This is a genomic window from Roseobacter sp., assembly GCF_039970775.1.
In the GTDB taxonomy this organism is placed as follows: domain Bacteria; phylum Pseudomonadota; class Alphaproteobacteria; order Rhodobacterales; family Rhodobacteraceae; genus Roseobacter.
In genome coordinates this window covers 1-20,848 of the sequence record NZ_JBDVLG010000033.1, presented here as the reverse complement: position 1 = coordinate 20,848, position 20,848 = coordinate 1, and the positions used below count along the sequence as shown (strand labels likewise).

At 60.0% G+C, this 20,848-nt stretch carries 20 protein-coding genes; 8 read left to right on the top strand and 12 right to left on the bottom strand.

Features of this window, described 5'->3' with window-relative positions; genetic code table 11:
* The first annotated feature begins 72 nt into the window (after positions 1-72).
* Positions 73-1,200, top strand: coding sequence for an aminotransferase class V-fold PLP-dependent enzyme (locus tag ABJH13_RS07715; protein WP_348405640.1), 1,128 nt, complete (start codon positions 73-75; stop codon positions 1,198-1,200).
* Here the strand turns inward: ABJH13_RS07715 and ABJH13_RS07710 are convergent.
* From ABJH13_RS07710 to ABJH13_RS07700, 3 genes are all read right to left on the bottom strand, one after another.
* Positions 1,188-2,408: a UbiH/UbiF family hydroxylase gene (locus ABJH13_RS07710; RefSeq protein WP_348405639.1), complete on the bottom strand. Its 1,221-nt coding sequence runs from the start codon at positions 2,406-2,408 to the stop codon at positions 1,188-1,190. The two genes, ABJH13_RS07715 and ABJH13_RS07710, sit on opposite strands and share 13 nt — an antisense overlap.
* Before the next feature lie 60 nt (positions 2,409-2,468).
* On the bottom strand, positions 2,469-2,717 hold the full coding sequence (locus ABJH13_RS07705; protein WP_348405638.1) for a hypothetical protein: 249 nt from the start codon (positions 2,715-2,717) through the stop codon (positions 2,469-2,471).
* Between the two features lie 80 nt (positions 2,718-2,797).
* Positions 2,798-3,442, bottom strand: coding sequence for a pyrimidine 5'-nucleotidase (locus tag ABJH13_RS07700; RefSeq protein ID WP_348405637.1), 645 nt, complete (start codon positions 3,440-3,442; stop codon positions 2,798-2,800).
* Positions 3,443-3,549: 107 nt separating this feature from the next.
* On the opposite strand from ABJH13_RS07700, the gene ABJH13_RS07695 reads away from it, so the two are divergent.
* Complete coding sequence (locus ABJH13_RS07695; protein WP_348405679.1) at positions 3,550-4,203, top strand: GntR family transcriptional regulator; 654 nt, start codon at positions 3,550-3,552, stop codon at positions 4,201-4,203.
* Here ABJH13_RS07695 and ABJH13_RS07690 read toward each other — a convergent pair.
* Entirely contained in the window at positions 4,200-6,095 is a 1,896-nt protein-coding gene (locus tag ABJH13_RS07690; protein WP_348405636.1) for a glycosyltransferase family 2 protein, read from the bottom strand. The genes ABJH13_RS07695 and ABJH13_RS07690 overlap by 4 nt on opposite strands.
* 99 nt (positions 6,096-6,194) lie before the next feature.
* On the bottom strand, positions 6,195-7,355 hold the full coding sequence (carA, locus tag ABJH13_RS07685; RefSeq protein ID WP_348405635.1) for a glutamine-hydrolyzing carbamoyl-phosphate synthase small subunit: 1,161 nt from the start codon (positions 7,353-7,355) through the stop codon (positions 6,195-6,197).
* A gap of 220 nt (positions 7,356-7,575) precedes the next feature.
* Between carA and ABJH13_RS07680 the strand changes: the two genes are divergently transcribed.
* A complete protein-coding gene (locus tag ABJH13_RS07680) occupies positions 7,576-8,034 on the top strand; it encodes a GatB/YqeY domain-containing protein (protein WP_348405634.1) in 459 nt (152 codons plus the stop codon).
* On the opposite strand, the gene ABJH13_RS07675 is transcribed toward ABJH13_RS07680, so the two are convergent.
* Positions 8,015-8,179: a hypothetical protein gene (locus ABJH13_RS07675; protein WP_348405633.1), complete on the bottom strand. Its 165-nt coding sequence runs from the start codon at positions 8,177-8,179 to the stop codon at positions 8,015-8,017. The two genes, ABJH13_RS07680 and ABJH13_RS07675, sit on opposite strands and share 20 nt — an antisense overlap.
* 100 nt (positions 8,180-8,279) lie before the next feature.
* On the opposite strand from ABJH13_RS07675, the gene ABJH13_RS07670 reads away from it, so the two are divergent.
* Complete coding sequence (locus ABJH13_RS07670) at positions 8,280-8,975, top strand: YafY family protein (protein WP_348405632.1); 696 nt, start codon at positions 8,280-8,282, stop codon at positions 8,973-8,975.
* On the opposite strand, the gene ABJH13_RS07665 is transcribed toward ABJH13_RS07670, so the two are convergent.
* Positions 8,972-9,454 carry a DUF2244 domain-containing protein gene (locus ABJH13_RS07665; protein ID WP_348405631.1) on the bottom strand — a complete coding sequence of 161 codons (483 nt, stop codon included), beginning with the start codon at positions 9,452-9,454 and terminating at the stop codon, positions 8,972-8,974. The two genes, ABJH13_RS07670 and ABJH13_RS07665, sit on opposite strands and share 4 nt — an antisense overlap.
* 193 nt (positions 9,455-9,647) lie before the next feature.
* Entirely contained in the window at positions 9,648-11,318 is a 1,671-nt protein-coding gene (ctaD, locus tag ABJH13_RS07660; protein ID WP_348405630.1) for a cytochrome c oxidase subunit I, read from the bottom strand.
* A 296-nt stretch (positions 11,319-11,614) separates the two neighbouring features.
* Here ctaD and ABJH13_RS07655 point away from each other — a divergent pair, with 296 nt between their 5' ends.
* Together ABJH13_RS07655 and ABJH13_RS07650 are read left to right on the top strand one after the other, a co-directional pair.
* Positions 11,615-12,865 carry a PAS domain-containing sensor histidine kinase gene (locus ABJH13_RS07655; protein WP_348405629.1) on the top strand — a complete coding sequence of 417 codons (1,251 nt, stop codon included), beginning with the start codon at positions 11,615-11,617 and terminating at the stop codon, positions 12,863-12,865.
* The gene (locus tag ABJH13_RS07650) at positions 12,862-13,302 is read left to right on the top strand and encodes a response regulator (RefSeq protein ID WP_348405628.1); all 441 of its coding nucleotides are present in this window, start codon (positions 12,862-12,864) and stop codon (positions 13,300-13,302) included. Before ABJH13_RS07655 ends, ABJH13_RS07650 begins: the two co-directional genes overlap by 4 nt.
* Here ABJH13_RS07650 and lipB read toward each other — a convergent pair.
* Positions 13,299-13,985 carry a lipoyl(octanoyl) transferase LipB gene (lipB, locus tag ABJH13_RS07645; protein WP_348405627.1) on the bottom strand — a complete coding sequence of 229 codons (687 nt, stop codon included), beginning with the start codon at positions 13,983-13,985 and terminating at the stop codon, positions 13,299-13,301. The two genes, ABJH13_RS07650 and lipB, sit on opposite strands and share 4 nt — an antisense overlap.
* Positions 13,986-14,148: 163 nt before the next feature.
* Here lipB and ABJH13_RS07640 point away from each other — a divergent pair, with 163 nt between their 5' ends.
* Entirely contained in the window at positions 14,149-17,325 is a 3,177-nt protein-coding gene (locus ABJH13_RS07640; protein WP_348405626.1) for a 4Fe-4S double cluster binding domain-containing protein, read from the top strand.
* Between the two features lie 38 nt (positions 17,326-17,363).
* Here the strand turns inward: ABJH13_RS07640 and ABJH13_RS07635 are convergent, their stop codons facing one another.
* Complete coding sequence (locus tag ABJH13_RS07635) at positions 17,364-17,876, bottom strand: copper chaperone PCu(A)C (RefSeq protein ID WP_348405625.1); 513 nt, start codon at positions 17,874-17,876, stop codon at positions 17,364-17,366.
* Positions 17,877-17,941: 65 nt separating this feature from the next.
* Positions 17,942-18,346 carry a hypothetical protein gene (locus ABJH13_RS07630; protein WP_348405624.1) on the bottom strand — a complete coding sequence of 135 codons (405 nt, stop codon included), beginning with the start codon at positions 18,344-18,346 and terminating at the stop codon, positions 17,942-17,944.
* An 86-nt stretch (positions 18,347-18,432) separates the two neighbouring features.
* On the opposite strand from ABJH13_RS07630, the gene ABJH13_RS07625 reads away from it, so the two are divergent.
* Complete coding sequence (locus ABJH13_RS07625; protein WP_348405623.1) at positions 18,433-19,887, top strand: aldehyde dehydrogenase family protein; 1,455 nt, start codon at positions 18,433-18,435, stop codon at positions 19,885-19,887.
* A 7-nt stretch (positions 19,888-19,894) separates the two neighbouring features.
* Here ABJH13_RS07625 and ABJH13_RS07620 read toward each other — a convergent pair whose 3' ends face one another.
* The gene (locus tag ABJH13_RS07620; RefSeq protein WP_348405678.1) at positions 19,895-20,830 is read right to left on the bottom strand and encodes an AEC family transporter; all 936 of its coding nucleotides are present in this window, start codon (positions 20,828-20,830) and stop codon (positions 19,895-19,897) included.
* Between the last annotated feature and the right edge of the window lie 18 nt (positions 20,831-20,848).

Below are 20,848 nucleotides of genomic sequence, written 5' to 3'. Positions count from 1 at the left end.
ATATCGCAAACTAGGCTTTGCCAAGCGGTGACCGACGCACTAGGTCTACCCTTAACCAAGGGAGATCTTAACATGCCTGCATTGCTCGACACCGTTGACCCGACCGGGTTGGAAGAATTTTCGGTTGTGTTCACCGACCGGTCGCTGAATTCCATGAGCGCCGCATTTCAGGGCGTCATGACGGACCTGTCCGCGATGCTCAAAGACGTGTACGCGGCCGACGCTGTGGCGATTATCCCCGGTGGCGGCACCTACGGCATGGAGGCCGTCGCGCGGCAATTTGCACGCAACACGGATGCGTTGGTGGTGCGCAACGGGTGGTTTTCCTACCGATGGAGCCAGATCATCGAAACCGGCGGTTTGACGGCAAACACCACAGTGCTAAAGGCACGCCAGACGGGCAACGCCACGGCGTCGCCTTTTGCGCCCACTCCCATCGAAGAAGTCACCGCCGCCATTGCAGACCAAAAACCCGATGTTGTCTTTGCTCCGCATGTGGAAACCAGCGCGGGCGTGATCTTGCCCGATGACTACATCAAGGCGATGGCCGATGCGGCCCATAAGGTCGGCGCATTGATGGTGCTCGATTGCATCGCGTCGGGCTGCATTTGGGTCGATATGTGGGCGCTGGGGGTCGATGTGTTGATTTCGGCGCCGCAAAAGGGGTGGTCCGCATCGCCCTGCGCCGGGTTGGTGATGATGTCTGACCGCGCCGTGACCCGTTTGGGCGAAACGCAATCCGACAGCTTTGCGATTGATTTGGGCAAGTGGCACAGCATCATGCAGGCCTATGAAAACGGCGGGCATGCCTATCACGCGACGATGCCCACCGATGCCCTGCGCGCCTTTCGCGACACGATGATCGAGACCCGCAACCATGGGTTTGAGACGTTAAAACAAGCGCAATGGCAGCTGGGCACTGGCGTGCGTGCGATGTTGGCAGCCAAAGGCGTGACATCTGTTGCGGCCGACGGGTTCGGCGCGCCGGGCGTGGTGGTCAGCTATACCACCGATGCCGATGTGCAAAACGGTAAGAAATTCGCGGCCCAAGGCATGCAAATCGCCGCTGGTGTGCCGTTGCAATGTGACGAACCCGCAGATTTTCGCACCTTCCGGTTGGGTCTGTTCGGGCTTGATAAACTATACGACGTGGATGGCACGTTGGGCCGGTTGCAGCGGGTGATTGATCAGGTGCTCTGAGCGCCTGATCCGCTGACCCCCAGCCCCATTTGCATCAACATTCTGCGCACTGGCCCCATCGCATAAAGTGCATTCAGCGCCGTGGCCCGTGCGTCTCGCAACATAGGTGCGCGCACCTGACTGGCGCGATTGAGCATGTTAATGCCCTGAACGCGCAGGGAAATGTCATTGTGCCGTGCCTTGTGATACGCATCCAGCATGGTTTGATCGCCCAAGGTTTCGGGGTGTTTCTGCGCCAGATCCAGTAGTGTCGCAGTGTCGGCGAGGCTCATGTTCAGGCCCTGTGCACCGATGGGGGGCACCACATGCGCGGCCTCGGCGATCAGGGCCAGACGTTCGGCTGAGAGACGGTCCGCCTGTTGGCTGATGATCGGCCAAATGCTGCGCTGCGAGGCTAGGGTCAGCGGGCCAAACAACCCGCAACTGCGGTCCGATATTTCGGCCTCGAAGGCGGGCACATCCAGCGCAAACCGCGCCTGCGATAGCGGCCCGTCATCCATCCAGACAATCGCCGAACAGGGCTGGCCCTCGCGGTCGGGCAGGGGCACCAAGGTGAAGGGCCCGCCGGTGCGGTGCACTTCGGTCGATACGTTTTCATGCGCGACGGGGTGGGTCACCGCAAAGGCCAGCGCCTTTTGCCCATAGCGGGTGGTGCGCACGCTGATCCCCGCGGCCTGCCGCATTGCAGAGGCCCGCCCATCGGCGGCCACAACCAACCGCGCCCGGATACGGGTGCCATCGTTCAGGCCAACGCGCGCTTCGGTTTGGCGGGTGAACAGGCTGGTGGCTTTGGTGCCGGGGCGGAAATCAACGTTGGGCAGATCGTTCAGCCGCGCGACCATTTCGCGGCGCAGCAACCAGTTGGGCAGGTTCCACCCAAAGGGCATGTCCGACACGTCGGAGGCATTGAAATCTCGTACCAAACGGGCCTCGGGTTCGGGGCCGCCTGCATCGACGATCCGCATGACCTGTAGAGGCGATGCGTGGTCGGCCAACCGGTCCCAAAGGCCCGCAGTTTCAAGAACCTTGCGCGCGGGCTGCAACATCGCGGTGGTGCGCATGTCGGCGCCTTGGGCGTCGCGTTCGGTGATGGGGGGCGCGGGATCAACACAGACCACATCGAATCCGGCAGTGCCAAAAGCGGCAGCAGCCGTGAGCCCTGCGATGCCTCCGCCAGAGATGAAGATGTCACAATATGTACCGGCCATGCATGCACCCCTATCCCGTGTCTAACCTACGGCCTTGCAGCCGCAATGGCCAGCGCCGCGTTAGCCTTTGGTGATCAACAAAAGCACCAGGAAAACAACAGGCACCAAGGCCACGGCGGGCAGGTAAAGGCCAGGCAGGCCAAAGGTCAGTGCGGCGCTCATCCACAGGCTGAAGAACGCGATCAGTGCGAACCAGACGTTGTTTTTATCGCCAAAGAGCAGATCTTTGGCGACCCAGCCCACCACGGGAACTTTGAAAAACAGCCGTTGCCACAGCGGAATTGATGGACTGTTCGCGGCGTGTGTCATGGCAAGCTCCTTAAGGTTTACGATGTTTGAAATAAGCGTGTTTGCCCCGTTTGAAAGAGGCCCGATTGTCGCAGGTCCAGTCAGAGCAATTTTGCAAGGAAATCGCCCAGATCATCCGTATGGAAATGGATATGTTGGCCTGCGCCACGGGTTTCTGCCACGTGCACGGTGCGCATACCCATCGCATGGGGGACCTTAAGATTTCGTGCATCATCCTCGAACATGGCCGCGGTTTGGGGGGCCAAGCCATCTTTGCGAAACACGGTGTCAAAGGCTGCATGGTCTGGTTTTGGCAGGAAATCCGCGTCTTCCACTCCGTAGATCGCATCAAACACCCCGCCAAGGGCGCGCGCGGCCAGAACCCGTTCGGCGTAGGGGGCGCAGCCGTTGGTGTACACAATCTTGCGGCCCGGCAGGGCGCGGATTTGCGCGGCCAATTGCGGCGCGGGGTCCAGGCTGTCCATGGGGATATCATGCACTTCGGTCAAATAGCGGGCCGGGTCCACATCATGTTCGCGCATCAACCCCGCCAGCGTCGTGCCATGGGTGGCCCAATAATGTTTGCGCAGGTGGTCTGCGGTGGCGCGGTCGACGCCTAAGGCCTGCATGACATAGGCCGTCATACGCACCTCGATCAGATCGAACAGGCGGGCGGATGGCGGATACAGCGTGTGGTCCAGATCAAAGACCCACGTGTCCACCGAAAGAAAAGCATCCTTTGGCATGGGGTTGGCATAGAACGCGGCGGCCTGGGGTGCAAGCCGCAGTGGGGTTGCACGTGCCGGGGGCGCATCGTTAAGGTGGCCCAACAGTATTGATGAAAGCGAGTTTTATGGGCCTGCAAAAATCGCAGCCGACGGACGCATATTCCTTGATCCTTGATGCGATTGATTTGGGCGTATACCGCCCCGGCGACCGGTTGGTGGAAAGCGAATTGGCCGAACGGTTTGGCGTGTCACGCACACCCATCCGCGAGGCGTTGCAACGGCTGGAAACACAATCGTTGTTGGCACGGGACGGGCGCAGCCTGATCGTGGCGTCGTTGGACCACAACCAGATGGCCGAGCTGTATGTGGTGCGGCGCGAGCTGGAAGGTTTGGCCGCGCGGTTGGCGGCACAACATGCCACCCCCGAAGAGGTGCGCGTGTTACGGGACATGGTCGAGGCCGACAACGCGCTGACGGAAAACCCAGCCGCCTTGGCGCGGGCCAATCGCCGGTTTCACAAACAAGTGCATCTGGCCTCGCACAACCGGTATTTGGTGCAACAACTTGATCTGGTGCACCGCACGATGGCGCTAATGGCGACGACGTCATTGGCGGCGGATGGGCGTGGCAAAATCGCGCAATCGGAGCATGACGCCATTGTGCACGCGATCGAAACCCAAAACGCCGAAGCCGCAGACGAGGCATTGCGGGCGCATATTTCGGTGGCCTTTATGACCCGGCTCAAACAGGATGCAGCGCGGCGCGAAGAGGAAAACTAGCGCGCGTCTGTTTGATGTGACACGCCGTGTTGGGTTTTGTCCCAAAAGAACGGCGCGCGGATCAGCTCCCACAGGGCTTTGTAACTGGCCGCAGCACCCAGTGTGAAATACAACATCATCGTCGGCACATAGGCGATAAGGTGGCGGTGGGCTTTGCCAGAAACGGCGTAAATGCCCATGCAAAGGGTCAGACATTCGGCCACGATGAAAATGCCCGCACAGGTCCACACCGCCTGCGCGCCCAACGTCAGTTCCACCGGGTGAGTGACCCCAAAGAGCGTGATCCAAAACGACCACAACACCGGGGCCGCCGCGAATTGCGATACCGATGCCAAGAAAATCGTTTGCAGCCCGAGAAACCGTTTGAACCCAAGGTCGCGGTACAGTTGGGCGGGGTCGCGCATATGCACGAAATACGTGATCATGAACCCTTTGAGCCACCGAGACCGTTGACGCACCCACGGCCAGACGCGACTGGTGGCCTCTTCATGGGTGACGGTGGGCAGCAGTTCTGTCACGTACCCATGGCGCGCCAGCCGCACACCCAAATCGGCGTCTTCGGTCACGTTATGCGCGTCCCAGCCGCCCAATTGTTCCAACGCGTCACGTTTGAAAAATAACGTGGTGCCCCCCAACGGCAGCACCAGCCCCAGTTTTGCGATGCCCGGTAGGATCACCCGCCACCAGGTGGCGTATTCAATCGTGAAACAGCGCGACAACCAGTTGGTGCGCGCGTTGTAATAATCTAGAACCCCTTGTATGCAAACGACATCTTTGGGGGCTTCGTTAAAGCGGGTGACGACCCGTTCGATCTGGTCGGCTTCGGGCCAGTCTTCGGCATCCCAGACGCCAACGATGCTGCCGCGGCAAAAATCGAGCGCGTAATTCAGCGCGCGTGGTTTGGTGGTGAGCCCACCCGCACCGGGCACTTCGATCACGCTCATCCAATCGGGCAGGTCGGTCGCGGCGATGGTATCACGGGTGGTTGTGTCGCCCTCTTCCAGCACCAAAACCACGTTTAGCAGTGATTTGGGGTATGTCAGGCAACTAAGCCGTGCAATCAACTGCCCTGCGATCTCTTTTTCCTTGAGCAAAGGCACAAGAACCGACACCCGTGGCATCCTGAATTTGGTCGTGTTCAGATCGTAATTCACCCGGCGCGGTGGTGGCGTATGGGCCAACTGCGCGGCAAAAGCTGCGGCTTTCATAACAGTGGTCATCACCAAGGTTAAAACCGCCCAAAACACCGCAACCGTGAAGGTCCAAGCTGGGGCCACGACGCAGGCCAACATCAACGCGCCACAGGCGCCCGCGGCCCACTGCATCCGGTGTTGCCCGCCGGCCGCCCACGTACGGCAACTTTCTTCCTCGGGCACCCGCACAACGGCTTTTTCGGCCAGTTCAGCGCCATAAAGCCGGTTGATATGGGCCTGAATTTGCACCTCGTCTACGATCACCGGAAACAGGGACAACCCGCGTCGCCGCATGGTTTGGCATAGGGCGGCGAAATCGGCAGGGCTGCTGGTGGCTACAACAATGCGCAGCCCGTCGCGTTTCCAGGGCACGACACCGTGACGCAAACAGACCTCGGCGGGCAGGCAAGCGGCCATCTTGGCAGCGGGTGGTTCAAGATCCAAATCCGCGCCGAGCGCGCGACATTGATCTGCCAACGCGTCAATTAGGTCGGGCTTGCGCAACAGTCCTTCGGATACCATGATCTCGCCCAAGGGGGCATCGACATGCCCTTGGATTTTCAGTGCATGCGCAAGGTCGGTCGCGGCAATATTGCCCCGGTCCAACAGCATCTGACCAATCGGTTCATACGAGATCGCCGGCGCTAACAGTTCCGGATCCGGTTCGGGATCCGGTAGCACCAGCCGCAGGTTGTTCATTACGACTTGCCTTGAATGTACTCAACGACGGCAAGCTGTCAGAACAGGGTTAACACTATGTTAAATTAACACTTTTCAACCCTAGCGGGTTTCATGTGATCATGCGGCGCGGTCCGCCATGGCCTGCGCAAAACGTTCAAACAGGTAATAACTGTCTTGCGGTCCGGGGCTGGCTTCGGGGTGGTGCTGCACCGACCAAACAGGCCGATCCGCCAACCGAATGCCGCAATTTGACCCATCAAACAACGACGTATGGGTTTCGATCACACCATCGGGCAGGGACTGTGCATCAACGGCAAACCCGTGGTTCATAGATGTAATTTCAACCTTGCCGGTATCATGGTCCTTGACCGGGTGGTTGGCGCCGTGGTGGCCGTGGTTCATCTTGATGGTCTGCGCGCCCAAGGCCAAAGCCAACATCTGGTGACCCAGACAAATCCCAAACACCGGCAGTGCCGTGTCTGACAACACCTGTTGGATCATCGGCACCGCGTATTGCCCCGTCGCGGCGGGATCACCCGGACCGTTCGACAAAAACACCCCGTCGGGGGATTGCGCCATGATATCGTCAAATGTTGCACTGGCTGGTAGGACGGTCACATCGCAACCCGCACTGGCCAGACACCGCAAAATATTGCGCTTGGCGCCGTAATCAATGGCGACGACCTTGTGCTTGGGCGCGGTTTGCGCGGCATAGCCATCGGGCCAGGCCCACCGCATTTCGTTCCACCGATAAGATTGCGCACAGGTCACGTTTTTGGCCAGGTCGCGCCCTTCGAGCCCATCAAACCCGCGGGCCGCAGCCAGCAGGGCCTCGACGTCAAAGTTACCGTCCGGGTCGTGGGCCAGCGCCACATGCGGGGCCCCCGATTTGCGCACCGCACGCGTCAGGCGGCGGGTATCGACGCCGCCCATGGCGATCCGCCCGCGTGAGGCGAGCCATGCGCTCAGATCTTGTGCGGCCCGCCAGCTGGACGGGTCGGTGGGCATCCATTTCACGATCATGCCTTCGGCCACCGGGTCGGCGGTTTCGTCATCTTCGGGGGTGACGCCAACATTGCCGATATGGGGGAAGGTAAACGTGACGATCTGCCCGGCATAGGACGGGTCCGTCATGATCTCCTGATAGCCGGTCATGGCTGTGTTGAAACACAGTTCCGCCACCGTTTGGCCGGTAGCGCCAAAGCCTGTCCCGTAAAAGAGGGTACCATCGGCAAGCGCGAGGCAAGCGGTTGGGCGGTCGGATGCAGAGGGCTGCATGGGCGATCCTTTCGGGCCTTGGAGGTCAATGAAATCTGCCGGAAACTAGACGCGGCGTCGGGGCGGGTCAAGGCCTGTTCAGGGGGGAATGGCGTTTGCATAAATCCGCCGTGACGCGCCATGTTGCGGCGCGCCGACAGTTTAGATATGGTCCAAGGCCTGACCATATACTGTGGCTGTCTTTTACGGGGTGGCGCGGTTTTAAAAGGATAAATAACCCATGGAACTGCGCGCAAAAATTTCGGCGGCATTAAAGCAGGCGATGAAAGACAAGGCCGCAGATCGGCTGTCGACGCTTCGGTTGATCAATGCTGCGATCAAAGACAAGGATATTGCCGCGCGGGCCGAAGGAAACGACGATGGTGTGGGCGCGGCCGAGGTGCTGGCGATTCTGGGCAAAATGGCCAAACAACGTCTGGAAAGCGCGCGCGCCTACGAAGAAGGCGGCCGGTTGGATCTGGCCGAGGGCGAGCGCCGCGAGATCCAGGTGATCGAAGAATTTCTACCGCAGCAGCTGACCGAAGATGAGGCAGACAAAGCCGTGGACGCCGCCGTGGCCGAAGTGGGCGCGGACAGCATTCGCGACATGGGCAAGGTCATGGCGATCTTGAAAGGGAAATACACCGGCCAGATGGATTTTGGAACGGTCGGTCCAAAGGTCAAGGCGCGATTGAGCTGAAGACCCGGCGTATCCGCGCCACGACCCCACGTGCCCTTGCGCGGCTTTTGCGCCGGGGGATGCCGGGGTTGGGCGCAGGGTGGGGGTCGTCGCCCCACCGCCCCAGCCGCAATTGCATCATCGTGTGGTGATCATAAACTGACATCGCGCCCTCTTGGTTTTTTACCTGTATCGCGCACCCCTACTGACAGGGGGCTGTCAGGGGCGTGTGTTAACCTGTCAGTAGGCAGGAAAAGGATGCACGCATGCCAAGGTCAGATCGATTGTTCGAGGTAATTCAGGTGTTGCGTGCGGCCAAGGCGCCGATGACAGCCGATGATCTGGCGCGGCGGCTAGAAGTCAGTGTGCGCACGATTTACCGCGATATCGCGACATTGCAGGCCCGCCAAACGCCTATCGAAGGGGCGCCCGGTATTGGGTATGTCATGCGGTCGGGGTATGATTTGCCGCCGCTGAATTTCGATGCAGATGAAAGAGACGCGCTGCGGGTTGGTTTGGCGATGTTGGCGCGCACGGGGGATGGTGGGCTGCAATCGGCGGCGCTGCGCATTCACCGCAAGATCGACGCCCTGCACGGGTCTGCCGATTGGATGCAGGTCGCCCCGTGGGGGGCGCCGCCCGATGACACCGGTGCCGTTTGCGGTGCCGGGGTGCGCGATGCTATTCGCAGCGCGGCGAAACTAGAGTTGACGTACCGCGATGAAAGCGGCGCGCAGACCCAGCGCGTGGTGCGCCCGTTGGCGTTGGTGTATCATCTGGACTGTGTCATGCTGGCCGGGTTTTGCGAATTGCGCGGCGATTTCCGGCATTTTCGGACCGACCGGATAGAGCAGAGCACGCCGCTTGAGGCGCGATTTACCAGTCAGGTGGAAACCCTGCGTGCCCTGTGGTGGGATAAAAACAAGTGGGATGGGCCGACCCTATCGGGGGCTGCCCCCTAACGTCGCCAGGCGATCTGAAGCTCGTCATACAGAGAGACGCGTTCTTGTTCGCTCAGAAACGCGCCGATTTCCACCTCGCGGCCCATGCCTTTGAGTGTGATGTAGTGAGGCACCGGGCCGTCGGTCTCATATTTGGTGATGGTCGTCCAATAACGGTTGCAATCCCATTCGCGCACAGCGCCCGATGGGTCGCGCCGGGTGAGATGGGCGGCGGTGTCATCGAGTGTCAGAACTTCGGTGATCTGGCGGGCGCGGTAATTGCGTTGCAGCGCAAAGAACATCCCCCACACCGCCGCGACCAGAAAGGGCAACATCCCCCAGAGAATCGGTGTCCCCAATAACGGTAAAGTGGGGATGCAGATCAGCACAAACGTCGCCATCACAAAGACCGCCATGCCCCGCGCAGGCAGCGAATTATGTGGCCACAACCGGAGCGTTTGAGGGCTGGCGCCGGGGGGGGATGTCCATTGGTAAGGCATGGGGCGATGATATCGGGCTGCCCGATGCAGGGCAATGCGACAGGTGGTCAAGCTGCTGTGACATCTGGTGCGCGCTATAAGTCTGCGCGTTGCGTGGCACGGCGGGTTGGTGCTGCCGAAGGCGCCGAATTATGGTGGGGCCTACGAAAAAGGCCCCGGAAGATCCGAGGCCTTTGGTCGTGTTTACTGTGCCTTAGTGGCTGGGCTGTTTGTCCCAGTCTTCCTGCTTTGGCAGCTGCTCGAACGTGTGCTCGGGCGGCGGGCTGGGTAGGGTCCATTCCAGCGTGTCGGCGTATTCATTCCAAGGGTTGGCTTCCTTGCATTCTTTACCCTTCATTAGCGACCAGATGATGATGCCGAAGAAGAACAAGAAGGATGCAAAGCTCAGGAACGCGCCCCAGCTGGACCATTGGTTCCAGTAGGCGAAGGCCTCTGGATAGTCGATGTAGCGACGTGGCATACCCTGACGGCCCAAGAAGTGCTGTGGGAAGAAGGTCAGGTTTGCGCCGATAAACATCATCCAAAAGTGCAGTTTGCCCGCCCATTCAGGATACATCTTGCCGGTCATCTTGGGGAAGTAGAAGTAGATCCCCGCAAAGATGGTGAAGACCGCGCCGAGCGACATCACGTAGTGGAAGTGCGCAACCACATAGTAGGTGTCGTGGTAGTACCGGTCGACCGCAGCCTGCGACAGCACGATGCCCGTCACACCGCCAACGGTGAACAGGAACAGAAAGCCAAACGCCCAGAGCATGGGTGTTTTGAATTCCACCGAACCGCCCCACATGGTGGCGATCCAGCTGAACACCTTGACGCCGGTTGGCACCGCGATGACCATCGTGGCCAGCATAAAGTAAGCCTGTTGGTTGAGGCTCATACCGACGGTGTACATGTGGTGTGCCCAGACGACAAAACCCAACGCACCGATCGCAATGATCGCCCAAACCATCGGCAGGTAGCCAAACACAGGTTTGCGCGCAAAGGTCGCGATCACGTGGGAGATAATGCCAAAGCCCGGCAGGATGATGATGTACACTTCGGGGTGACCAAAGAACCACAAGATGTGCTGGTACAAGACCGGATCACCGCCGCCTGACGGATCAAAGAAGGTGAACCCAAAGTTCCGGTCCATCAACAGCATGGTGATTGCGCCCGCCAGAACCGGCAGGGACAGCAAGATCAGCCAGCTGGTCACAAAGATCGACCACGCAAACAGCGGCACCTTGAACAGGGTCATGCCAGGGGCACGCATGTTCAGGAAGGTGGTGATCATGTTGATCGCGCCCAGGATCGACGACGCACCAGAGACGTGCACCGCAAAGATCGCCAGATCCATCGAATAGCCGCCCTCATTGGTGGACAGCGGCGGGTACAAAACCCAGCCCACGCCCGACCCAAGTTGGTCGTTGCCACCGGGTGCCAGCACCGAACAGATCGCCAGCGAGGTGCCCGCGACATACAACCAAAAGCTAAGGTTGTTCATGCGCGGGAAGGCCATATCGGGCGCGCCGATTTGCAAGGGCATGAAATAGTTGCCAAAACCGCCGAATAGGGCGGGGATAACCACAAAGAACATCATCAAGATGCCGTGGCCGGTGATCAGAACATTCCACAGGTGCCCGTTAGGGGTACAGGTCGCAGCAGAGGCGAAAAAGCGCGCGCCCTCCTGACACATGTACTGGACGCCCGGATCCATAAGTTCGAGGCGCATGTACACGGTGAATGCCACCGATACAAAGCCAACGAGGGCTGAGACGATCAGGTATAGAATACCGATGTCTTTGTGGTTTGTGGACATGAACCAGCGTTGAAAAAACGTGGGTCCATCATGGTGTTCGTCGCCATGGATGGCTGCGTCTGCCATGCTTGTGCCTCCTCAGTTGTCAGTTAACCAATGCCGCACGGTTCCCGTGTGTCGCATTGGAGTCCTTGGTCTTCTAGTGCGAGATGGCCATCGGAGCAATGATCGTAATTGCCGCAGCCCGAGAAAAGTCCCAGTTTGTTGGGCCGGGGCGTGCTGCCCGCGTTGCCGTTGAAAAGATTAGCGCAAATTTAACGTATCTCGATTTCGTTTACGCGGACTTAAGCTTCCTGCGACATAGTGAAATTGGGTGTGTGGTACAGTTGCTTATGGCTGGAATTGTGGGAGACGATAACATTATGCGGGCGATATTTCCCCAATGCATTGGTATGCCGCCGGTTCCTGCCGGCGCGCTTGGCCTTGCGTTTTGGGAAAAACTGGCAAACCTCTTGCCGGGTGTTATCTATATTTTTAACCAACAGACCATGACCAACGAGTATTCAAACCGGTCGATTTTGGATCTTTTGGGGTATTCGCCTAAAGAAATCGCGGAACACGGCGCGACTCTCGGAGAATCAGTCGTGCTGATCGAAGACCAGCCCGCGCTGCATGCGTATCTTGATACATTGGCGTCGCTGCACGACGATGAAGAGGCGCGCCACGAATACCGCGTGCGCACGCGGTCGGGCGAGGTGCGGTGGCTGCGCAGCGTCGATGCGGTGTTTGAACGGGCGGCAGATGGGACGATCCTGCGCCACATTGGTCTCGCACTGGACATCACCGAAGAGAAAACCGCCCAAGTCGGATTGCGCACGATCCACGATGAGCTGGAAGCGCGCATCGCTGCGCGGACGCAAGAATTGCAGGCACTGAATACCGAGCTTGCGCAACGCATGGCGCAGCGGACGGCCGAATTGGACGATCTGAACCGCGATCTCAAGGATCTGACCTATGTCGCGACCCACGACCTAAAGGTGCCAGTCAACAACATCAGCAGCCTGATCCATATGTTGAGCGAAGCCGAACCGTTGTTGCCGCCTGAACACGTCGAGACCCTTGGCTGGCTGCGCGATGTGTCGGATCAAGCTGGCGAAAAGCTGGACGCGTTGATCTGTGTGGCACAGGCCCATTCGGGTTCACTGGATAAATTTGAAAAAGTCAGCTTGGCCGATGTCACCGAACGGGCATTAGTGAGCCTGCATTATCAAACCACCAGAACCCGCGCGGTGATCAAGACTGACTTTGCACAATCTGAGGTGTGGTTTCTTCCGCGTGAGATGGAAAATGTTTTGCAGGCGATCATCGGGAATGCGATGAAATACCATCATCCGGGGCGGCGGCCGCGGGTTCACATTAGCTCTCGGGCTGGGCCTGACTATGTGGATATTGCGATCCGTGACAATGGCACCGGATTGGACCTGCCGCGAGATCTCGAAAAGGTCTTTGGCCTGTTTAAACGCGCACATACCACGCCGGAAGGGGCGGGCGTGTCTCTTTATTCGATCCGCCGGGTGTTGGACCGTGTGGGTGGCGCGATCATGGTCACCAGCACCTTGGGCAAGGGCAGCTGTTTTTCGATCCGTCTGTTAAACAACCAGGTGCCGGTATGACACCGTGTGAAACCCCCATTGATAAAATCCTGTTGGTTGATGACGATACGGTGACCAATCTGATGCATGGACGCATGATCAAACGCAGCGGGTTGATCCGGCAGGTTGACGTGGTCACCGACGGGCTGGCGGCGCTGGAGTATCTGCAAGACCTCGCCGCGGCGGGCGACCCATGGCCGCAACTGGTGTTGCTGGATATCAACATGCCGCGGATGGACGGGTTTGAGTTTCTCGAAGGGTTCGCGGCATTGCCCGAAGAAACGCGTGACCAAGACACCTTGATCATCATGCTGTCGACCTCTGCGTTACGCGCCGATCATGACCGCGCCGAGGCGGATCCGAACGTCCATACCTATATGGCCAAACCCATTAATATCGACGATATATCCAGGTTCGTTACGGCCTGTCATAGCGACCAACGGCGCCCTCACAGTTAGGGGGCTAAGCCAGGCGATGGGCGCGGTTGCGGGGTGTCGCCAAAGATGTCGGTAAACGCAGCGCGCAAAGCCAGATCCACATCCGACATCTCAACGGGCAGCCCCAGATCCACCAGGCTGGTGACGCCGTGGGCCTGTATGCCACAGGGCACGATACCATCAAAGTGCCGCAAATCGGGCTCCACATTCAACGATATACCGTGAAAACTGATCCATTTGCGCAACCGGATACCGATCGCTGCGATCTTATCTTCTGCGGGTGTGCCATCGGCTTGGGCTGGTTTTTCAGGCCGTTCGACCCAAACACCCACGCGCCCATCACGAATAACACCGGTGACATTGAAGGCATCTAACGTCGCGATCACCCAGGCCTCTAACTGTTGCACAAACAGGCGGACATCATGCCCGCGCTGGCCCACATTTAGCACAACATAGGCGACCCGTTGGCCCGGCCCATGATAGGTATATTGGCCACCCCGCCGGGTCTCATAAACCGGAAAACGGTCCGGGTCCGTCAGGTCTTCGATGCGGGCGCTGGTGCCTGCCGAATACAGGGGGGGATGTTCCACCAACCACACGCATTCCTCCGCGTGGCCTGCAAAAACCGCGTCGGCGCGCGCCTCCATCCAGGCCTCGGCCGTGCGGTAATCTGTCAGCCCGTCTGATATGATCCATTCCACCATATCCGTGGTCTAACGCAGACAGGCGCGGCCGAAAAGACCCCACGCGTACCGCAACTGCTGCAGATTTGCGGCAACATACGTAGGCGAATGTTCGGGGCATCATTGATTTTGACGGTCTGTGCTGCGACAGGTTGCGGCATGGGACGGCCGAAGGGAGCACCCGTTGACTGCCAAGATTTTCTCGACCCGCAACAGGCCGTTTCATCAGGGGCCTTTCCCATTGGGACGTTTGGTGCGCCACGAGGGCCCGCCTGATCTGTCGCGGGTCCCACCGATGCAGCCGGTGTCGTTTGATCGTGGTGATCAACCGGCGTCTCTTGTGAACGCGATGGATGAATATCAGGCGATGTTGGATGTGATCTGCGACGGGCTGATCAACACGGTTGTGTCCGGCTGCCCCGATGACCGGGATGAACGGGCACGCCACATCAAGTCGTTTGGCTATTTTCAAGACGCCCCTATGGTGGGGATCGGGCGGTTGGATGCCAGCCAGATGTTGGCGCAGCCCATACGCAACCCCGGCATTGACCGGTTGGCCGAAGAACTGCGGACCCGCCAGACCCAGACCTTGGCGGTGGGGATCGATGCGATCATGACCGACCTGCGCGACAGCATGACCGCGCCGCCGCGCACCATCGACGGCCACACCCACACGGTTGTGTTTTTGTATGACCACGGTCGCGACCCCACACCAGATGAACCGGGCTATGAGTGGATCGCGGGCGCGCACCCGCAACGGGCGGCGTTGCGGGGCACCGAAACGGCGGTGATCATCGCCAGTTATCTGCGCGTTTTGGGGTATGACGCCAAGGCGCACACGGCGACGTCTTCCGATGTTGATCTGAACAAACTGGCCGTTGGGGCAGGGCTGGCCACCGTCGAGGACGGTGCGTTGGTCAACCCGTTCGCGGGCACGCGGTTTCAACTGGCGGCGGTGACCACCAATTTCGCGATGACGGTGGATGCGCCGCTGGCCCCGTTGGCGCAGCAGCCAAAATCGGCGCGCGGGCCCAGGCACCCCTTTGCCAAACGGCGCTATGCGGATGGGGCGCACCCCTTCGAGACGCTCAAACGCGTGGATACCCCCACCACCTATATCGACGAGGCGCGGGTGGCGCGGGTGCCCAAACGCACTGATATGTTCGCCCGCGCGCAATTTGGTGACATGGGTAAGGCCAATCAGGACAACACAAAAAACGGGTATTTCGCACAGAAATCCCCGATCAGCGCGGCGATTCGGCGCCCATCGGGGGCGCTGTTGTTGTTGCAGCAGGGCGCGCCTGCCGCGCAGGTCTTTGAGGGTGCGCGTGATGCGGCGCGCAACGCCGAAGGCATCAAGGCGGCGGCGTATTTCATGGGCGCTGATGCGGTTGGCATTTCGCGATGCCCCGATTGGGCGTGGTATTCCCATGATGCGGTGGGCGCGCCGATCACACCCACGCACCCCAACGCCATTAGCCTGATCATCGATCAGGGGTTTGACACCACCGAAGGGTCTTCGGGGGATGATTGGATCGCGGTGGCGCAATCGATGCGGGCCTATCTGCGGTTTTCCCTGCTGGGTGGGGTGATCGGCAAACAGATCCGCAATTTGGGCTATGAGGCGCGGGTGCACACCAACCTTGACAGTGAGGTTCTGCAACCGCCGTTGTTGTTGCTGTCGGGTTTGGGTGAGGTCAGCCGCATCGGCGAGGTGATCGTGAACCCGTTTCTAGGGCCGCGCCTGAAATCGGGGTGCATCACCACGACCATGCCGCTCAGACATGACAAACCCATCGATTTTGGCATGCAGGCGTTTTGCGAATCTTGCAACAAATGCGCGCGCGAATGCCCATCGGGGGCGATCACGGCGGGCCCGAAACTGATGTTCAACGGCTACGAAATCTGGAAATCCGACAGCCAGAAATGCATCACCTACCGGCTGACCCAACAGGGTGGTTCCATGTGCGGGCGATGCATGAAAACCTGCCCGTGGAACATGGAAGGGCTACAGCACGAAAAACCCCTGCGCTGGATCGCGATGAACGTGCCTGCCATGGCGGGCGTATTGGCGCGGGCCGATGATCTGGTGGGCAACGGGCGGATCAATCCGCAAAAACGGTGGTGGTGGGATCTGAAGGTCAACGCCGCTGGCGGGTATGACCCGGTCGCAGAGCCCACAAATTACCGCGACCTGCAACCCGACCTAAAGCTCGACTACGCCGATCAAACCTTGGCGGTGTACCCCGCGTCTTTGGCACCACCACCGCATCCCTTTCCCTATCCGATGGACCGCGAAAAGGGGATCGAGGCGTATCAGGCGTTGATCACCGCGCAAGAATATCAGGCCCGGTTGGCCGCAGGGCAAACGGACGGGCTGGCGCATACCTATCTGGGGCAGGGCGACGCACCGGTGGTGCGTGTGCAGGTGTCACAGGTCACCGATCTGACGACCAAGATCCGCAAATACGAACTGCGCGCGCTGGATGACCAACCCTTGCCCGCGTGGCAGGCGGGCGCGCATTTGGATGTGGTCGTGGCGCCGCAGTTTTTCCGCCAGTTTTCGCTCTGCGGTGATCCGGCCGACAGGACGCGGTACGAATTGGCCGTGCTGCGCGAAGACGCAGGCCGCGGTGGGTCTGCCTTGATGCATCAGTTGTTCACCCAAGGGCGCAAGATTTTCGTCTCCAAGCCGATCAACCATTTCCCACTGGCGCCGGACGCCACGCGGCACATGTTGATGGGTGGTGGTATCGGGATCACGCCGATGATCGCCTTTGCCCATGAGTGTCACCATCAGGGCGCGGATTTTGCGCTGCATTATTCGGTGTCGTCCGATACCCAAGACGGGTTTGCCGATCAATTGCGCGCGATGCCCTGGGCTGACAAAGTGACCGTGCACAATTCTGCCACAGGCACCCGTGCCGATCTTGATCAGGTGTTGGCGGGATATCGGCCCGGCTGGCATGTCTACGCTTGTGGTCCGCAGGCCTATATGACGGCCGTCACCACCGCTGCCACACGGCAAGGCGTGCCGGAAGACGCGCAACATATCGAATATTTCACCGTGCCCGACGTGCCCGTGTCTGAAAACCACGGGTTTACCCTGCGATTGGCACGATCGGGGCGCGAATTGCATGTGCCCGCAGACCGGGCTGCCACGGATATTTTGACAGAAAACGGCGTGGCCATTGATGTGAAATGTTCAGATGGCCTGTGTGGTGTGTGCAAATGCGGCCTGATTGGGGGGGCGGTCGATCACCGTGATTTCGTCTTGTCCAAACGGCAACGCGAAACGTCTGTTATCTTGTGCCAAAGCCGGGCTGCGACACCGGGGGGCGTGATCGAGGTCGATTTATAAGGGGGCCCGCAGAACGCAGGCCCCCAATGGCACCGATGTTATTTTTTGTGCTCGGAATGCTCCGAATGGTCGGAGTGACCTGAATGATCCGAATGGTCGTCTTTGGCGGTACCGCGTTCTTCGATGCTAAACGACACATCCAGTTCGCCTGCGGTTTCAAAGATCAACGTGGCTGGGATTTTCGCGCCGACTTCGAAACCGTTCCCGTCTAGCCCCATGAACATCACGTGAAAACCACCGGGCTCTAGCGCGACGGTTTCGCCTGCGGGCACCACAATGGCATCAACATGGGACATCCGTGCGATGCCGTCTTTTTCTGTGGTGGTGTGCAGCATCACGCGGGGGAAATCTGCGCGCACGCCGATCAACGTGTCATCGGTGTCGCCGGTGTTGGTGACGGTCAGGTACCCGCCGCCAGATTTCGCGGTGGGTGCGGTGTTAAACGCCATCGGGTGGTCTACCACCAGATCGCCGATTTTGTATTCATGGGCGGATGCCAGCGTGGTGAGAGCAAAAAATGCGGCTGTTGCCGCCAATGTCAGGGTTTTCATCGTCTGAACCTTTTTGGATGCGCCGTATTGGGCGCGAATATTATGTAGGGGAATTACGTTTGGGGTCAGACGGCAGGCGGCGCGCGGCTGGGGGGCGACACGGGCGGGTGCGGCGCGTGCATGGCCTGTGCGATCGGGCGCACCCAGACAGAGACGCGACCGTTTTGCGGGCGGTGCAGGGGGCGCGCGCCCATCGGAGCCAGCGCGTTGGCCATGATCCGGCAGGCGTCACAGGCGCTGGTCAAATGCGAGGGGCCGGTGTCACCGCATAGGTCTTCTAGCGTGCCGCCTATATCGAGATACGCCAGCAGGTCGGGCGATGGGGCCGGGTCTGCGACACGGTGCGCAAAGGCCGCCGCCGACATTGCGAGGCTCGCAATCAACAGCAACACGCAGCCACAATTGGCAAAGGCACGGCGGATCATCATACTGACCCGTTTAGGCTTTTGCCGCACAGGGGTCCAGAGCATATCAGGCCTCGCGGTAACAAGCGGCTTGACCGCAGGGGGGCTGCGTGTCCTGATCGCGCCAACGCACCATTCAAGGAGAAACGCGCATGACACTTCGGCCGCTGGGGATCGACCTATCGATGTGTTTTATTGCAGGGCGTTGGCAGGCCCCGTCATCGGGTGACACGCTGGCGTTGACGGACCCATCCACCGGCGATGCGTTGTGCCAGATCGCGCGGGGGCAGGAGCCTGATATAGATCGCGCCGTGGCCGCAGCACAGGCGGCATTGGATGGCGATTGGGGGCGCGCCACTGCCGTGGAACGGGGCCGAGTGTTGGCGCGTTTGGGGCAATTGGTGCTGGAACAGATCGATGTGTTGGCCGACCTAGAGGCCCGCGATGTGGGCAAACCCCTGACACAGGCGCGCGCCGATGTTGTGGCCCTTGCGCGCTACATGGAATTTTACGCCGGCGCGGCAGATAAAATCCACGGCAGTACGATCCCCTATATGGATGGCTACACCGTTTATACCCTGCGCGAACCGCATGGGGTGACGGGGCATATCGTACCGTGGAATTACCCGATGCAGATCATCGGCCGGTCGGTGGGGGCTGCGCTGGCGATGGGTAATGCCTGTGTTCTGAAACCCGCCGAAGAGGCCTGTTTGACGGCGCTGGCCTTTGCCGAACTGGCGGCGCGGGCAGGGCTGCCTGCGGGGGCGCTGAATGTGGTGCCGGGGCTGGGCGCCGAAGCCGGTGCGGCCCTAAGCCGCCACCCGGATGTGCGGCATGTGTCGTTTACCGGATCCGTTGGCACGGGGCGGTTGGTGCAACAGGCGGCGGGCGAAAACGTCGTGCCCGTGACGCTGGAACTGGGCGGCAAATCCCCGCAGCTGGTGTTTGACGATGCTGACATCGATGCCGCCCTGCCGTTTTTGGTCAACGCGGGTATTCAAAATGCAGGCCAAACCTGTTCGGCGTCATCGCGTATTTTGGTGCAGCGCGGGGTCTATGACCGCGTGGTGGCTGCGATGGCCGCCCGCTATAGCGCCCTGCGTGTGGGGCCTGCGTTGGCGGATCTGGATGTGGGGCCGCAGATTTCGCTACGGCAAAAAGAGATCGTGCATGGGTTCTTGGCGCAGGCCACGGATCTGGAGATCGCAGCGGTGGCGGATCTGTCCGGTGATCTGCCGCAGGGCGGGGCCTATGTGGCGCCCACGTTATTTACCGGGGTCGCGCCGTCGCACCGTTTGGCGCAGGACGAAATATTTGGCCCGGTGCAGGTGATCATCCCGTTTGACGACGAAGCCGAAGCTTTGGCCATCGCCAATGGCACGCCTTATGGGTTGGTCGCGTCCATCTGGACGCGGGATGGCGCACGGCAGATGCGGTTGGCGCGGGCGTTGCGTGCGGGTCAGGTGTTTTTGAACAACTACGGTGCAGGCGGCGGGGTTGAATTGCCGTTTGGCGGCAGTGGCCTATCCGGACATGGGCGCGAAAAAGGGTTTGAGGCGCTTTATGGGTTTTCATCGCTGAAAACGGTCGCCGCGCGCCACGGATAGCGCGCCTTTAGGTGCCGCCCAATGCGATCAGCCACAGCCAAACGGTGATCACCGACACGCCTGTGGCGATCAGCACCGATGACGCAGCGACCCGTTTGGCCCGGCCGTACATATTGGCAAATATGTACGAGTTCACCCCCGGCGCCATGGCCGATGTAAGTACCCCAGACCGGAACCCATCGGTGGGCAGGTGCTGCGCGCTGCCAAAAAGCCAGACCAGCGCGGGATGCAACACCAATGCGATCACGCAGACCATCGCAATAGTGCGCCCGTCGCCTTCGGGCCGGTATTGCACCAGCACGCCCCCCAGCGCAAACAGCGCCGCAGGCAAAGCCGCGCGCGCGATCAACGACAGCGCGTCGTCTATCACGGTCGGCATGGGTAGCCCCGTCAGATTCACGAAAAACCCCAGCGCAATGGCCACAACCAGCGCATTGCGGAACATCGACCGCGCGACCCCGCGCGCCATCACCAGCACCGATTGCCCGCGGTTGCGCACGATTTCCATCGCGGTGATGCCCAGCCCATAGCAAAACGGCGAATGCATCGCGACGATGGCGAAATTGCCGGTCAGCGCGTCGGGGCCATAGGCGCGTTCGGTGATGGGCAGGCCCAATAACACCGAGTTCGAGAACAGGCAGCAAAACCCAATCGCCACGCAGTCTTCCCAGTCGCGTTTGAACACCACCCGTGCGCCCACCAGCCCGGCGGCGAAACAAATCGCGGCCCCTGCGTAAAAACTGCTAAGCAAGACAGGATCAAACGAATGACCCAAATCGATCTTGGCGATGGCTTGGAACAACAAGCACGGGATCGCAAAGCTTTGGGTGAATTTCATCAACCCGTCGATGCCCGACGTCGTGAAAAATCCGCGCCAGACGGCCACATAGCCAAAACCGATGACCACAAAGACCGGGATAATAACGTCGAGCAGGGTTTGCATAGGGCGGGCCTTTGCGCT